Source organism: Sorangium sp. So ce128, assembly GCF_051525245.1.
Lineage (GTDB): Bacteria > Myxococcota_A > Polyangia > Polyangiales > Polyangiaceae > Sorangium > Sorangium cellulosum_B.
Genome location: NZ_CP150313.1, coordinates 9457488 through 9473328 on the forward strand (window position 1 = coordinate 9457488; position 15841 = coordinate 9473328).

Annotated in this window: 7 protein-coding genes; 5 read left to right on the forward strand and 2 right to left on the reverse strand. The window is 71.4% G+C overall.

All coding sequences use genetic code 11. The features are described 5' to 3' along the window. The first annotated feature begins 471 nt into the window (after positions 1-471). The 5 genes from WME82_RS36005 (at position 472) to WME82_RS36025 (ending at position 10813) form a co-directional block, all read left to right on the forward strand. The gene (locus tag WME82_RS36005) at positions 472-4422 is read left to right on the forward strand and encodes a GAF domain-containing protein (protein WP_438044962.1); all 3951 of its coding nucleotides are present in this window, start codon (positions 472-474) and stop codon (positions 4420-4422) included. A gap of 109 nt (positions 4423-4531) precedes the next feature. Beyond that, the gene (locus tag WME82_RS36010) at positions 4532-5485 is read left to right on the forward strand and encodes a LysR family transcriptional regulator (RefSeq protein WP_437852346.1); all 954 of its coding nucleotides are present in this window, start codon (positions 4532-4534) and stop codon (positions 5483-5485) included. 11 nt (positions 5486-5496) lie between these two features. Continuing rightward, the gene (locus WME82_RS36015; RefSeq protein ID WP_438039010.1) at positions 5497-6129 is read left to right on the forward strand and encodes a class I SAM-dependent methyltransferase; all 633 of its coding nucleotides are present in this window, start codon (positions 5497-5499) and stop codon (positions 6127-6129) included. Between the two features lie 508 nt (positions 6130-6637). Continuing rightward, complete coding sequence (locus WME82_RS36020) at positions 6638-7411, forward strand: DUF6748 domain-containing protein (RefSeq protein WP_438039011.1); 774 nt, start codon at positions 6638-6640, stop codon at positions 7409-7411. A 663-nt stretch (positions 7412-8074) separates the two neighbouring features. Then, positions 8075-10813 (forward strand): kelch repeat-containing protein, encoded by a 2739-nt coding sequence (locus WME82_RS36025; protein ID WP_438039012.1) that lies wholly within the window; start codon positions 8075-8077, stop codon positions 10811-10813. An 83-nt stretch (positions 10814-10896) separates the two neighbouring features. Here WME82_RS36025 and WME82_RS36030 read toward each other — a convergent pair whose 3' ends face one another. Together WME82_RS36030 and WME82_RS36035 are read right to left on the reverse strand one after the other, a co-directional pair. Beyond that, complete coding sequence (locus WME82_RS36030; RefSeq protein WP_438039013.1) at positions 10897-13872, reverse strand: glycosyltransferase; 2976 nt, start codon at positions 13870-13872, stop codon at positions 10897-10899. Between the two features lie 29 nt (positions 13873-13901). After that, positions 13902-15359 (reverse strand): formylglycine-generating enzyme family protein, encoded by a 1458-nt coding sequence (locus WME82_RS36035; RefSeq protein WP_438039014.1) that lies wholly within the window; start codon positions 15357-15359, stop codon positions 13902-13904. Positions 15360-15841: the final 482 nt, after the last annotated feature.

Below are 15841 nucleotides of genomic sequence, written 5' to 3' on the forward strand. Positions count from 1 at the left end.
GCGATCGTGGCTCGCTCGCTGCGCGCGCCTGTCGCTGAAGCCCGCGGGCTCGCGGAGATCGTGAGGCGCAAGACCGACGGTAACCCGTTCTTCATCGGTCAGCTGCTCGTTTCCTTGCATCGACAGGGCATCCTGCGCCTGGAGGTCGAGCGCGGCCGATGGTCCGCTGACCTGCAGCGCGCGGAGGCGCACCCCGCTTGCGACAATGTCGGCGCGTTGATGGCGGAGCGCCTCGAGAACCTCTGTCCCGAGGCGGCGAGGCTGCTGTCTGCCGCAGCGTGCTTCGGCATGCGCTTCGATCTGCAGACCCTGTCGGAGGCCGTGGACAGACCGCTCGCGGCCTGTCTCGAGCTCGTTCGCGAGGGGCTGGCCCATCGTCTCCTGTCCGAGGTCTCCGTCGAGGCTCGAGCGGAGCCGTCGACGCCTGGCCGGAGCCACGAGCCTGCATCGTACGCCTTCGAACACTCGCGTGTGCAGCAGGCGGCGCTCTCACGCGCCAGCGACGCGGAGCGCGTCGCAGCCCATGGGCGCATCGGGCGGATCCTGCGCGAGCGCCTGCGGGGCGATCGCGCGCCGAGTCGGATCTTCGAGGTGCTTCATCATTTGAACGCCGCTCGCCGCGCGATCCATGACCGAGAAGAGCGCCTCGACCTCGTGGAGCTCAACCTGACCGCGAGTCACCAGGCGCTTCAGAGCGGCGCGTGGAGCATCGCGGGGACCCACGCCGAGATCGCCGTCGAGCTGCTGGCCGGCTGCGAGGGCGAACGTTCGCCGGATCTGGCCTTTCGAGCGATCTTCGCGCGCGCCGAGACAGCGTTCGTGCTGGCTGACCCGCATGTCGAAGCGTTCTGCGACGAGGCGTTCAGGCTCGCCCCCGACCGCCTGGCGCGCGGCCGAGTTCATGTCTTGAAGACCCGGATCCTCGAGCACGGCGGGCGAATGCTGGACGCCGTGGTCCAGGTGCGCGCGGCCCTGGCCGAGTTCGGCGTGCGCTTGCCGGAGGCGCCCGACGAGATCAACCAGGGCATCGGTGAGGGTATCGGCAAGCTGCAGGCGCACCTGGCGCGCGTGACGATCGAGGGCCTGCCGGCGCTTCCGACGGCAGAGGACGCAGAGGCGCGCCTGGTCCTCGAGTTGCTGGCGCAGGTGATTCCTCCGGCGTTTCAGACCTATCCGCCCTTGTTCTTCCTGGCGGAGCTCATCATGTTCGACCTGGCGCTATGCCGCGGCGTCGACGCGGTCTCGTGCAAGAACTTCGCTGACTGCGGCATCATCCTCCTCGCGATGCTGGGCGACTACGATGCCGCCTATCGCATCGGCCTGGCTGCCTTCGAGCTCTTGAAGCGCTTCTCGCCGACCCCGGTCGAATCGGGCGTGTGCTTCGTGTTCGTGGGCTTTCTTGCGCACTGGAAGGGGACTTACCGAGATCTGTTCGCGGTTTACGACCGAGGGGAGAAGAGCGGGCTCATGCTCGGCGACCTACAGCACGTCGCCTACGCCAAGAGCGATCGCGCCCAGCGCTCGTTCTTGGTCGGCGCGCGGCTGCGGGCCTGTCGCGAGCAGGTAGCGGAGCTGCGGCGGTACTTGACGCACATTTCGGCGGCAGGTCAGCTGGTCAACGCGCTGGTCGTCGAGCGAGCCGTCGCCCGATTGACGGCGCGCGAATCGGAGAGGCAGGCCGTCGCCGCGGCCGACCACGAGGCGACCGCCGTGGTGGTTGCCGAGAAGAGCACCCAGTACTGCTACGCCTACGGGCAAGCCCAGATGATGACGAGCTTCATCCTGGGCGACTTCGCTTCGGCGCGTCAGTGGACGGAGTTCACCCGGGAGTTCTTGATCATCGCGGCGGGGCAGTTCTCGCTTCCCGATTACAAGCTCTTCGAGGGGCTGCTGGCGGCGAGGGCGTGCCGCGAAGGAGGCCCGGAGGCGCGGGAGGCCCTGCTCGCTGTCATCGAGGAGAACCTGAAGCAGCTCGAGGCTTGGTCCCGCCTGTGCTCGGAGAACTTCGCTCACAAGGCCCACTTCCTGGCCGCCGAGCACGCGCGCCTGACGGGGCAGCCGCTGCAAGCCGTGCTCGCCCGCTACCGCGACGCGATCAGAACGGCCGGAGACGGGTTCATCCATTTGCGGGCGCTCGTCCACGAGCACCAGGCTGAGATGTGGCTATCGCTGGACGAGCCCCTTCACGCCAGGACATGCCTGGAGACGGCTTACCGGCTCTACGCTGACTGGGGCGCCACGGCGAAGCTCGAATTGCTGGCGCGTGAGCACCCCGCTTTGCTCGCGGATGCCGCCAGAGGAGACGTCGCGACGCCGCGCGGCGCGATGGCGGCCGGCCAGGGTTTCGACAGCGCGTCCCTGCTCAAGGCAACGCAGAGCATCTTCGTCGAGGTCGAGACCGAGCGGCTGTTCGCCGCGCTGATGGCCACGTTGATCGAGAACGCCGGGGCGGAGCACGGCTGCCTCGTCTTGCAAGACGACACCGATCGCACGTACTACGTGGAGGCGCGCGCCCACGTGGAGCGCCCGATCACGAGCCTTTCGCAGCGCGTGGAGTACTCGGAAGCCGAGTTCTTGTGCCCCACCGTCGTCAGCTACGTGCTGCGCACGGGAGAGGCCGTCACGCTGGACGACGCATCGAAGGCCGGCGCCTTCCAGGCGGACCCGCAGATTCGAAGGCGGAGCGTACGTTCGGTGCTGTGCGCTCCCATCATGCGCAAGGGCGACGTCCTGGGCGCGCTGTACGTGGAGAACAACGTCAGCGCGTATGCTTTCACGCTCGATCGATTGGCTGCGTTGCAGGTGATTGCCAGCCAGGCGGCGATCTCGATCTACAACGCACAGCTCTACGAGAGCCTGGAGCGACGAGTGGCCCAGCGCACCGAGGAGCTGGCGCTCAAGAACCGTCAAATCGCTTCGATGCTCGACAATCTGGACGAGGGCGTCTTCACCATCGACCGGAACCGCCGCGTCGAACCGGGGTACTCTCGACGATTGGCGGAGATCCTCGGCGGTGCAGAGCTGGTCGGTCGCGACTGCCTCGCGCTGCTGTTCGATGGCTCCAGCGTGCGACCGGACGCGCGGAGCGCGGCAGCGGCAGCGCTCAGCTGCGCCTTCGATCAAGAGCCGTGGCTGGCGGCGCTGAATACCCACCACCTGATCCGTGAAGTGGAGCGTACGGGTCCCGGCGGCAAACCCCAGTTCTTGGAGATCACTTGGAACTTCATCGAGTCGGAAGCAGGCCAGGTGGAGCGCCTGCTGGTCACGGTTCGCGACGTTACCTTGCTGCGTAGCTTGCGGCAAGCGGCGCGCAACAAGGAGCGCGAGGTCGACATCATCGTGCAGGCGCTCGATTGCGGCGTCGAGGCCACACGAGCGTTCTGCGTCAACTGTCGCGAGCTGCTGGCCGCAAATCGCGCGGCGCTCGGGCCGGACGTCGAGAGCTCCGAGCAGCTCTGTGATGCCGCCTTGCGCGACCTGCACACCCTGAAAGGCAACGCTCGCCTGCACGGCTTCACGCACCTGGTGGACTGCCTGCACTCCGCGGAGCACGCCTGCCAGGCGTTGCGCCGGGAGCCAGAGCAGCCGGTCGACAGGCGCGAACTGCTGGAACAATTGGACGCCGTCGAGCGAACGATCGCGGAATACGAGTCGGTTTGCCAGGAGAGGCTGACGGCCGTGAGCAAGGGGCTGGATGAACTGAGCGAGGGTGTCCTTCACGACATCCAGGGCCTGGTCGCGACGGCCGCTTCCACCGACGCGGCCGAGGAGCTGGTGCGCAAGCTGCGTGGAGTCCTCGCGCGCCTCGACCCTACGTCGGTGGCGCGCGTGGTCGACGAGACGCGCGAGATGTTGCCGAGCCTGGCCGCGGAGCTCGGGAAGCCCGCGCCCGCGGTGCTCACGGAGCAGGCCGAGGCGCAGCTGGCCAGCGACTGGACGGGACTCGTGAAAGACATCCTGGTTCAGTGCTTTCGCAACTCCCTCTATCACGGCATCGAGAGGCCCGACGTGCGAGAGCTCGCCGGCAAGCCGGCGCAGGGCCGCATCGAGGTTCGCGTGCGGAGCGGACCGGGCGGGCTCGAGCTGCAGATCTTCGACGATGGCAGCGGACTTTCACTCGAGAAGCTGCGTCGGCGGGAGGGCGTTCATGCGCTGCCCGACGAAGCCCTGGCCGACCAGATCTTCCTGTCCGGCGTCTCGACCGCAGAGACGATCGGTCAAGTAGCCGGTCGAGGTGTCGGGCTCGACATCGTGCGCGCGAGCCTCCGGGCTCGCGGCGGTGACGCCCTGGTGCGCTTCACCGGGGAGGAGCGCGATGGCCACCGGCCGTTCATGCTGGTCCTCCTCATGCCGAAGAGCGCGCTCGCCTCCCGCTCCTGCGAGCCCTCGTTTGTTCGGCCCTCTTCCTCGCAGACCTCCTGACGCGCGCCTCGGCCGTCACGTCGACCCGCGGCGCCTCGGCGCCCTCGGTCACGGCGGCTCGCATCTGCATCTGTCGCGCGCGCCCGCGAGGGGTATGCTGGCGGGCGTCGTGGACTGGGATGACGTGCGCCATTTTCTCGCGCTCGCTCGAACGGGCTCCGTCCGCGCGGCGGGCTCGATGCTCGGCGTGAGCCACTCGACCGTGGCGCGGCGGGTCGAGGCCCTCGAGGCGCGGCTCTGCGTGAAGCTGTTCGACCGGCACCGCGACGGGTACCAGCTGACGGACGCGGGCAACGAGATGGTCTCGGGGGCGGAGCGCGTCGAGCGGGAGATGGCCGCGCTGGAGCGCGGCCTCGCCGGGCAAGACGCGCGGCTCGAGGGGCCCGTGCGGGTGACCTGCACCGACCCGTTCATCGCGAAGATCCTCCTCCGCGCCCTGGCCGGCCTCTGCGAGCAGCATCCCGGCATCGAGCTCGAGCTGGATGCCGACGCCAAGAACCTGGATCTGTCGAAGCGCGAGGCCGACGTCGCGGTGCGCGCGCTCTTGCCCGGCGCGTCCCCGCCGGAGCACCTGATCGGGCGGCGGCTCGCCCCCATCACCCTCTGCAACTACGTCGCGACCGCGCACGCTGCCCAGCTCGACCCCGAGCGCGGCGCGCGCCCCGCGCGCTGGCTCGGATCCAGCGTGCTCAGGATCGTCAAGGAGCTCGTCGCGTCGTCGAGCTATCCCGAGGTTCCCATCTGGGGCACGTTCGAGTCGATGGCGATCATGATGGAGGCCGCACACGCGGGCCTCGGCTTCGTGATGTTACCCACGTACGCCGGCGATCCGGAGCCCGGGCTGCAGCGCCTCGCCAGGCCGGACCTGCGCCACGTCGCCGATTTCTGGCTCCTCAGCCACCGCGATCTCCGGGACAACGCGCGCCTGCGGGCCGCGCGCGAGGGCATCACCGCGGCGATGACGGAGCGCGCGGCGCTGTTTCGCGGCGAGGCCGAGGGGTGGCGCGAAACTGCGCCCCTGCGTCACGAACTTGCACCAGGCGCGGACGCGCCGCGTGCGTAGATTCGTCGACCATGATGACCGCCGACGCCAAGTTCTGGGACGACCTCGCCGAGAAGTACGCCGCCAAGCCGGTGGCGAACGTCACCGCCTTCGAGCGCAAGAAGGCCATCACCCGCGAGCGCCTGCGCCCGGGCTCGACGGTCCTCGAGATCGGCTGCGGCACCGGCTCGCTCGCCCTCGAGATGTCGCCGTTCGCCGGCCACATCCACGCGATGGACGTCTCGGGCGAGATGATCCGCATCGCCAACCAGAAGAAGCAGGCCCAAGGCGCGACCAACGTCACCTTTCGCCAGGGCACGCTGGACGGACCTACCCCGTACGAGCCCGAGCACTTCGACAGCGCCTGGGCTTACTCCATCCTCCACCTCGTCCCCGATCGGCGGCGCACCCTCAAGACGATCTTCGACCTCCTCAAGCCCGGCGGCTCGTTCATCTCGTCCAACGTCTGCCTCGGCGACACCTGGATACCTTACGGCGCGATCATCACGGTGCTGCGCTGGTTCGGGAAGGCGCCGGTCGTCCACACCTACGATCGCGAGGCGATCCTCCGCGAGATGCGCGAGGCAGGGTTCGTCGAGATCGAGGAGCGGGAGGTCGGTGGCGGGAGGATGGTTGCGTTCCTCGTGGCGAAGAAGCCGGGATAACGCGCAGCTCGCTGCGACCGACCCTCATGCGACCAGCCAACCCTGGTTCCGATCCGAGATCGGATGCTCCCCGCGGCGCTCGGCCACGGGGGACGGGGATGCGCGAGCAACAATAGCGGCAAAATCCGAGTCAGAACCGCGGCCGGAGTCGGCGCGATCCCGTGCCAGCATAGTTCGTCAAGCTCTCCGTAAAGCACCGATGAGCTTGGGGGACAGTCCCGCACAATCCACGTCACTTCAGGACGATTTCGCGACGCCTCGTTGCTCGTCGAATTCTTGCTCCGGCCAGCTTTTCACTCGGCAGGTCTGGTAGCACACTACATTCATTCGTTGGAGGCGATCGTCTCCGGGCGAAGCACGGCGAGCAGGTGGCAGGGCGGCAGGGGCGTACGTGCTCGCGACGGCTCGCCCCCTCGACGCGTGGAAGCCCATGAAGGCGCCTCGAGCCTGCGGACCGGCCGAGGCGCTCGCATCCACGTTGACCCGTGTCCGCTCCTGGAGAACATCGATGTTCAACCTCACCCATCATCGCCTCTCGCTGCTCGCCCTGCTCGGCGTGCTGGCCGCGCCAGCGCTCGCCTGCGAAGCCCCGCGCGAGGGCGGTGTCGCAGGGGACCTCGCCCAGGCCGAGCTCGACGTCGAGGACGATGTCGGCGCGCTGGCCGCGGCCGAGGTCGCCGTGGCGGACTATTTCATCGCGACCCATCCTGACTACCGCAGATGCGCCGCGCCGATGTGCGGCGGCCATTTCGTCGCCCGCGTCAACACGAGCGTGACCCGCTGCGCCGATGGAATTTGGCAAGAAGAATGCCACATGTTCGAGCTGGATCTGTCCGGGCTCGGGCTCGATCGCTCGACCGAGGCCAAAGCCAGAGAGGCGTTCGGTGCCGGGCAGGCGCTGGTCCGCGGCGGCCTGAAGCAGGTCCAGCTCGGCGACCTGCGGTCGCGGCCGGCTGACGTCCTCGTCGCCAGCGAAATCTGGCTCGGGGCGACGGGCAATGCGCCGAAGGGCCACTTTTCTCGGGTCGACAGCGCCGGGATCGTGTGCGTGACGTATCCCTGCCCCTCCTTCTCCGAGCATAGCCTGAACACCAACCTGAGCGGTCCGCTCGACGGCGTCGATCTGTCCGCGTCCGGGGCCACGGTAAAGCAGGTCGAAGGCGGCATGACGGCGCTCTCCACGCCCGGTCTGCTGGTCGCCGGTCAACACACGGTCATCACCGGCCCGGCCGGCTCGATGAACCGCCTCGACGCGGCGGAGTTCTACCTGCGCCTGAAGTGACGCCGGCTGGGCGGCTCGTGCTTCTTGCGCGCCGCGTTCACGACAAACCAGATCATGGCCAACGCCGCGAAGGCGATGACACCCGTGGCAAGCGCTTTTGCTCCGGTGGTGAGCTTGCGGAGCCGAGTCCGACCGGTTCGTTCCATGTTGAACGAGAGCCTCCGCTCGTCGGGCTCGACATCACCCGGGGCAACCTCGTCATGCGCAGCACACGCTAAGTCCGGGATCGCCTACGCGACCCAGAACGGGCTCGCCCGCACGGCCGGGAGCTGAACGAGCGCAACGACTTATCCATGGCTCGAAGGGCCGTGTTCGCTCGGCAGCCTGCGAGCGAGGTGCTTCACCGACCGCCAGGGCAGCGTGACATGTCACGCGACATGTCACGATCGCGGCGTGACATGTCACGTGGAGGGCCTGGAGGCGGCAGCGCCAGCCCGAGGGGGCGGCGCTGCGCGCAGGCGCGCGCCAGCCACGTGACGGCAGCGGACAGCAGCCTGCGACGGGCCACGCGACCGCGCCGACGAGCATTGTAGCGCGAGATGGCGAGAGATCGACGCGCCTCTCCACGTGAATCGGCTGGTACGCCTTCTGCATTCACGCACGCGCACGCGCACATGGGGGCCTGCCGTCTCTGGGCGCCGGTGGTTCAAGAGGAGATCAGCGATGCATTTTCAATCACCATTTCAACGGTGGCTATTCATCTTATCGACATGGTTGTTCGGTGGGGCGCTGCTGGCCGGCGGCGCCGGCTGCGGCCCCGAAGCGCCCGCAGGCGTCAAGCTGCGGCAGCAGTTCCCCGACCAGGCAGCGCAGGTCCTCGAGGCCAGCGAGGCGTTCGTCGCGGTCAACGGCGGTTTCTCGCTCGCTTCGCTCAGCGATCCGAGCCGCGAGCTCGACATCGAGGCAGCGTTGCTGCGCCGCGGCGGGCTGCACGCCGCCCTGCCGGCCCGCGGCGAGGGCGAGATCCGGTTTCATCTGCCCGGCGGGTTCGAGGCGCGCGTGCGCGAGCTCGACGCCGAGGGCGAGGGCGAGCTCACCGAGCGCGCGGTGGCGTATCCGCGCAAGGGCGGCACGTCGTTCTGGTCGGCGATCGACGCGGGCTACGAGGAGTGGCTGCTGCTCGACGCGGGCGTGGCGCGCGCGGATGCGCCCGCGGCGGTGTGGCAGGTCGAGGGCGCGACGCTCCGGCAGCAGCGGGACGCGGTCGAGGTGGTCGACGAGGCCGGCGCGGCGCGGCTGCGCGTGACGGCGCCGGCGGCGTACGCGCGCGGCGGCCGGCCGATCGCCGTGCGCCTCGCGGTGCGCGGGGCGACGATCGAGCTGTGGGCCGACGCGGGTGGAGAGCCGGCGCTGATCGACCCGGTCTGGACGTGGGCGCCCGCGATGAGCACGGCGCGCAGCGGGCATACAGCGACGGTGCTCTCGAGCGGCGACGTGCTCATCGTGGGCGGCTACAACGGCGCTGTCGTTGCGAGCGCGGATCTCTATGACCGGGACACGAACAGCTGGTCGCCGGCCGGGTCGCTGACCACCGCCCGCCGCTACCACACGGCGACGCGGCTGAGCAACGGCCGGGTGCTCATCGCGGGCGGCAGCAACGCCTCCAACGTGTCCCTCGCGAGCGCGGAGCTCTATGACCCGAACACGAACAGCTGGTCATCGGCCGGGAGCCTGACCGTGGCGCGCTCCGGGCACACCGCGACGCCGGTCGAGGACGGCAAGGTGCTCGTGACCGGCGGCCAGAGTGACAGCTCCACCTACTTGGCGAGCACCGAGCTCTACACTCCCGGGTCCAATAGCTGGTTGCCGGCCGCGCCCATGACCACGAGCCGCAGCGGGCACACGGCGACGCGGCTCCTCGACGGCAAGGTGCTCGTCGCGGGCGGGCGCAATGCCGCCTACCTGACGAGCGCGGCGCTCTACGACCCGAGCAACAACACATGGTCGGCGGCGGGATGGATGGGCGTTGCCCGCAACAAGCACACGGCGACGCTGCTTCCGGATGGCAGGGTGCTGATGGTGGGCGGCGCCGACTCGAACTCTCACGAGCTCTCGAGCGCCGAGATCTACACGCCGGGGACGCCGCCCGCCTGGACCCCGGCCGCGTCGATGACCACCCCCCGCATGTCCCACACGGCGACTCGATTCCTGAGCGGCAAGGTGCTCGTCACGGGCGGAACCACCGCGAGTAGCACGGAGACCGACAGCGCGCAGATGTACGATCCGGCGACCAACACCTGGATCGCCATCAAGCCAATGGGCAGCAAGCGCACCCAGCACACCGCGACGCCGCTGGGCCTCAGCAAGGTGCTCATCGCGGGCGGCTTCAGGCACGACGGCCTCACGACCGGGTACCTGGCGAGCGCCGAGCTCTACGACCTCGACGCCGAGACGTGGAAGTTCGTCGCGCCTATGGCCATGGCCCACCCCGCCGGTGCCGCGGTGCGGCTCCAGGACGGCAGGGTGCTCGTGACGGGCGGATACGACGACGATGACGACGAGGACCCCGAGAATACTGCCGAGCTGTACAACCCGACGACCAACACCTGGACGTCCGCGCCCGACATGCCAGTGGACCGAACATGGCACACGATGACGCTGCTCGGGAACGGCAAGGTGCTGGTCGTGGGGGGCTTTGAGGACGTCTCTGCGCTGGAGAGCGCCGCGCTCTACACCCCCGCCACCAACACGTGGTCGTCGATGGGACCCACGGGCTTCGATTTCGCCCGGACCTCCCATACCGCGACGTTGCTTCAGACCGGCAAGGTGCTGGTCGCCGGGGGAAATCCCAACGGTGGCAACGGTGAGGCGCCCACCGCGCTCTTCAACCCGTCGACCAACATCTGGTCGACGGCCGGGCTCATGGTCGTTCCCCGTTGGGCTCACACCGCGACGCTGCTCCAGAACGGCAAGGTGCTGGTCACCGGAGGCCGGCGCACAAGCAACGATAGCTATACCAAGACCGCCGAAATTTACGATCCGATGACCGACGGGTGGACGGCTGCGAGCGACATGAGTGCCGCTCGCGCAGATCATACCGCCACGCTGCTCGCCAGCGGTGACGTGCTGGTCGTCGGAGGGGGCGATGCCTCGAGTTATCTGTCGACCACCGAGATATATCATCCGGCGTCGAACGCCTGGTCAGCCGGTCCTGCGATCATCGCCCGCTCCATGCACGACGCGACGCGGCTCAACGACGGCAGGGTGCTCATCGCGGGGGGGCGAAACGGCGCCGGCATGCTCCGGAGCACCCAGGTCTACAGCCCGGTATCGAACACGTGGACCACGACGGGGCCGATGGACCAGCCCTATACGTTGCGCGGCATGATGCTCCTGCTCGCGGACGGCAGGGTGATCAACGTGGGCAATTACGACGGGAGCGTCGAGATCTACACCCCCTGACGCCCGCGGGGCCATCGCGTCCGCTTCGCCCGGATCGCGACGGTTCGCCACGGCAGATTCGTCCTTGGGCAACGCTGTATTGGCTAGTCTCTACGCACGTCCCGCCCGCCCAGGCACACGCCCACGTAATCGGCGACCATCCTCTCCAGCGAGAACCGCTCCCGCGCGCGCTCCCACCCCGCCGTTCCCATGCGCGCCCGCCGCGCCGGTTCGGCGCCCAGTTCCACGAGCGCCGCGGCGAGCGCCTCGGCGTCGCCCGGCGGCACCAGCCGGCCCGTCACGCCGTCGTCCACCTGCTCGGCCATGCCGCCGACCGCCGTGGCCACCACCGGCAGCCCCTCGGCCATCGCCTCCAGCGACGCGTTCGGGCACCCGGCGGGCTCGGCGATCAGCGCGAACACGTCGAGCTCGCGCAGGAACGCGCGCGTGTCGGCGAGCTCGCCGAGCCACTCGACCGACAGCCCCGCCGCCATCCGCCGCAGCTCCTCGGCGTGCGCCTCGGCGCCGCGCTCCACGCCGCCCGCGATGCGCAGCACGTGCGGCGGCAAGCGCGGCGTCGCGAGGCGCAGCGCGGCGAGGAGCTCGTCGAGCTTCTTGTGCGGGTGGATGCGCGCCGCCGTCCCGATCGCGAGCCGCCCGTGCCCGCCGCCGGACGCGCGCTGCTCGGGCGCCGGCGCGCGCAGCGCCGCAGACGGGCGCGGGCCGAGCGCCACGCCGTTCGGCACCACATGCGCCGGCGCCCCGAGCACCTCGGCGGCGAGCGCCGCCTCGGCCCCGTACTTGACGATCACCCCCGCAAGACGAGCTCCATAGTCGCGCGGCGCGCGGTACGGCAGCGCGCGGCGCGGCGACGCGAAATACCGGCGCAGCGAGGCGAAGTACATCTCGCCCGGGCTGACGTCGAAGAGCGGGACGTCGAGCAGCCCGTCGGCCAGGAGCACCTTGTGCTCGGCGATCACGTTCCACATCAGCACGGCCTCCGGCGGGTCCTCCTCCATCGCGCGCAGCAGGCGCTCCACCGCCTCGGCCGGCTCGATGTCGGCCGGCGGCGGCACCGCCAGCACCGGAATGCCCGCGGCCGCGAGCGCGCGGCGCCCCGGCGTCGGGTACTCCGGCTGCTCCTCGATCACGGCCGCCCGGCCGCGCACGCCGGCCGCCGCGAGGCCGAGCAGCAGCCTGCGCGCGCTGGACTGGGCCCCGCCCATCGAGAAGTTGTTCGTGACGAGGAGCAGCCCGTCGCCCCGGTGCACACCGCGGTTCCGCGCGATCGCCCGCGGGTAGAGCCGCGCATACCCCTCGGCCATCCGCGCGAGGCTGAAGTGCCGCGCCACGACCTCCCGGCCGCTCGGCGGCCCTACGCCGGCGCGCGCCTCCGCCACGACCTCCCGGCCGCTCGTCGACACGCCGCGCGCGTCGCCCGCGGCGCCGGTGCGCGCCGCCGCCACGATCGCCCCGGCGAACCGCTCGGGCGCGGCGTCGAGCGGCAGGTGGACCATCGCCGGCGTCTCGGCCGCGATCTCCGCGGTGCCGCCGGCGCCGGTCGCGACGACCGGGAGGCCCGCCGCGAGCGCCTCCAGGTGCGCGAGGCTCAGCCCCTCGTGGGCGCTCGGCGACACGAGGACGTCGGCCGCCGCGAGCAGCCCGGCGACGTCGCCGACCGCCCCCGCGAAGCGCACCTCGGCGCGCAGGCCGAGCCGGTCGACCTCGCGCCGGATCTCCGCTTCCGCGGCCAGCGCCTGCTCGCTGCCCGGCGATGCGCTCCCGGCGATGACGAGCCGAGCCGCCCGCGGGTCGCCGGCCGCCGCCAGCGCGGCCCGCGTGGCCGCGAGGATTCCAGGCAGCAGGTGCAGCCGCTTCTGCGGCCGCGGGTTCGCCACGGCGAGCAGCACGAGGTCGTCCGGCGCGATCTCGAGGCGCCTCCGCCACGCCGCGGCCTCCGCCGACCGGGATCGGCGCACCGCCTCCCCCGACCCAGGCGCCTCCGCTGCCTCGGCCCGGCGAGCCGCCTCTGCAGGCGCGAGGTCGATGCCGTTCCAGACCGTGCGCGCCGGGATCGGCAGCGCGCGCTCCGCGAGCTCCGCCTCGACCGCGCGCGCGCACGCAACGAGCAGCGCCGCGTCGTCCGGAGCGAGGCGATCGAGCCCCGCCGGCCAGCCTGCAGCCACGTTGTGCACCGTGACGAGCGGGCGGTACCCGCGCGCGGACAGCCGCGCGAGGTCCTCGGCGTCGAACAGGTGCGCGTGCGCGAGATCCGCGCCCCACGCGGCGAGCCCGCGGGCGAGCGCGTCGAAGCGCGCCTCCCGGTCTCCGCGCGCATCGGACAGATCGAGCGCCTCCGGCGGCGCGGCGAACGTGGCGCGGGTCGGCCGGTACACCGCGCAGACGAGCGAGCGCACGCCGCGCCGCGGCAGCTCCCTCGCGAGGTCGATCGCGATCCGCTCGGCGCCCCCCTGCTGCAGGCTGGTCACCACCTGCGCGACCCGCAGCGCCGCGCCGTCGCACACGTCGAGCGGCGCGTGCCGCACCACGCGCGCCCGCCGCGCCCCGAGCTCGCCCTGGAGCGCGGCGTCGAGCGGCTCGCCCGCGCCGAGCCGCGCCGCGACGCCCGCGGCGAGCGCCCCGTCGAGGTACACGCTCGCCGCGCGGGGCAGCCCCGGAGCGCGGCGGGCGCGCGCGGCGCGGCTCAGCTCGCCGCCCGTGGCGCGCAGCAGCTCGGCCCACGCCGTGGCGTCCGGCTCGGCCACGGAGGGCGCGGCGTGGTCGATCGGCGCAAGGACGGCGCCGAGCGCGCAGAGCGGCAGCCCGGTGTCGCTCGGCGGCGGGAACGGGTCCGGCTCGATCGCCGCGGAGGGCGCAGGCCAGGCGCCCCCGCGCACGAGCCACACCGGCCCCGCCGCGAGCGCCTCCGCCGCGGCCGCGAGCGGCGCCGCCGTGAGATCGACCGGCGCGAGCCCGGCGAGCCGGAGCGCGCGCAGCGTGCGGCCGGCGCGGGCGCGGTGCGCGGGCGCTTCGGCGAAGACGGCGCAGAGCGGGCGGCGCATGCGGGAGCTGCGGAACATGCGAACCATGTGAGATCGAGCGGCGCGGCTCAGTAGGCCGACGGATAGCCGCGGAACGGCGCGGCAGCGGCCACGTCCGGCGCGCTCGAGATCCGGTCCCGCGCCCTGTGCCCCGCGGCGGCCGCGCGCGGCGCGGCGGACGGCGCCGCGGCCCACCCGGCCGCGCGCGGAGCGGCCCACGCGGCCGCGCCGATCTGCTCCACCTCCACGGCGGACGGGACGCCGCCCGTGTAGACGAACTGCCCGCGCGGGCCCGGCTCGATCGGGACCGACGCGCGCCGCATCGCGCCCTTCACGAGGCAGCGGTAGTGGAGCATCGACCCGTGCAGGTGCGGGGGCGCGTGCAGCCAGAAGCCGTCGCCCTGCGGCCGGAACGTCACGCCGGGCGGCGCCCCGGCCATGGGCCTGCGGCCGACCGCGCGGCGCACGAGCAGGCCGATGAGGCCGATGACGGCGCTGGCCAGGACGACGCCGCCGCCGACGAACCCCACCGTCGCCGCGGTCGACCAGGAGCTCGAGCGCGGCGCCTGCGCGGTCGCCGCCGGCGGCGGGGTCGGCCCAGGCGCCGCGGCAGGGGCGCTCGCCGAGAGCGCGGCGACCACGCGGAAGCCGTTGTCCGCGTTGCGGCTGCCAGGGTCGTTGCGGTACCGCGCCGCGGCGCGCAGGTGCTTCGCGTCCTTGAGCCACGATCCGCCGCGCAGCACGCGCCGGGGCTTGTCGCCGGCCGGGGGCGCCGTCTGCTCGGGGTCGGCCGCCGGGCCGGGCGCATAGGGGCCGTACCAGTCGCGACACCACTCGTAGACATTGCCGCTCATGTCGTGCAGGCCGAAGGCGTTCGGCTGCTTCTGCCCGACAGGCCTCGTCCCGCTCCCCGCGTTGCCCTTGAACCATCCGATGGCGGCCGCGGCGCTGTCGTTGTCCCCCGCATAGAACCGCGTCTGGGTCCCCGCGCGGTCGGCGTACTCCCATTGCGCCTCCGTCGGCAGGTCGAACGCGCGGCCGGTCTTCTGCGTCAGCCAGCGGGTGAACTCGCCCGCGTCCTTGAAGGTCACCAGCGTGACCGGGTGCACGTCGGTCTGCGGGAAGCCGGGAGTCCTCCAGGTGAACTCCTTGCGCTGCGAGAGGCCCTTGCCGTCGAACCCGAACCCGCCGGAGGCGCCGGCCTCGGCCTCCGTGCGGTAGCCGGTCTCCGCTGCGAAGCGCGCGAACTGCCCGACCGTGACCGGAAACTTCCCCAGGTAGAAGTCGCGGCCGAGGGTCACGTCCCGGACCGCCTCGTCGTCGCCGCGCCCGGCCTCCGCGGGCGGCGAGCCCTGGCGGAAGCGCCCCGCCTTCACGAGCACGAGATCGAGCTGCACCCCCCCGAGGTCGATCGCGACGGCGGGCGCCGGATCCGCGGCCTGCGCCGAGGCCGGGGCGAGGAGGGCGACGGCCGCCCCGAGGACGAGCGCAGGAGGGACGCGGCAGGCGGTGGCGCGAGGCTGCACCGGCCCAGGCTACCAGAGCGCGCGGCCGAGGTGCGCTCGCAGCGACCCGAGCGCCGCAGGCGACCGAGCGGCGGTGGGCGCCCGGATGGCCCTCGGCCTGCCGGAGCAGCGGGCGCGCCGGCGCGCGCCCCTACCCCGCTACCTTGCGCCGCTCGCGACATCACGCTTATCAAAACGTCTTTACAGTTCTTCACTCAACAGACGATCTGACCGGCACCAGCGCGAAAACAGCTACAAAACGGCCTTCCAACGCCGCTCCGGCGGACCCATCGGGGCCGGGATCGAGGCTCGACAGGCGCTCGTCCGTATGGCATCCAGCGATGCTCGACGCCGGACTCAACCGCGGTCGAGCGCGCCCTGGTCACAACTCACAGCGAAGCGAAAGGATGTACGCACTGTCGGCCGAGGCGTTCGATGTGCCATGTCACGAGGACGAGCGCGGGGCGCATGGCTCGTCCTCCGGCGCTGAGGACGTCGCATCC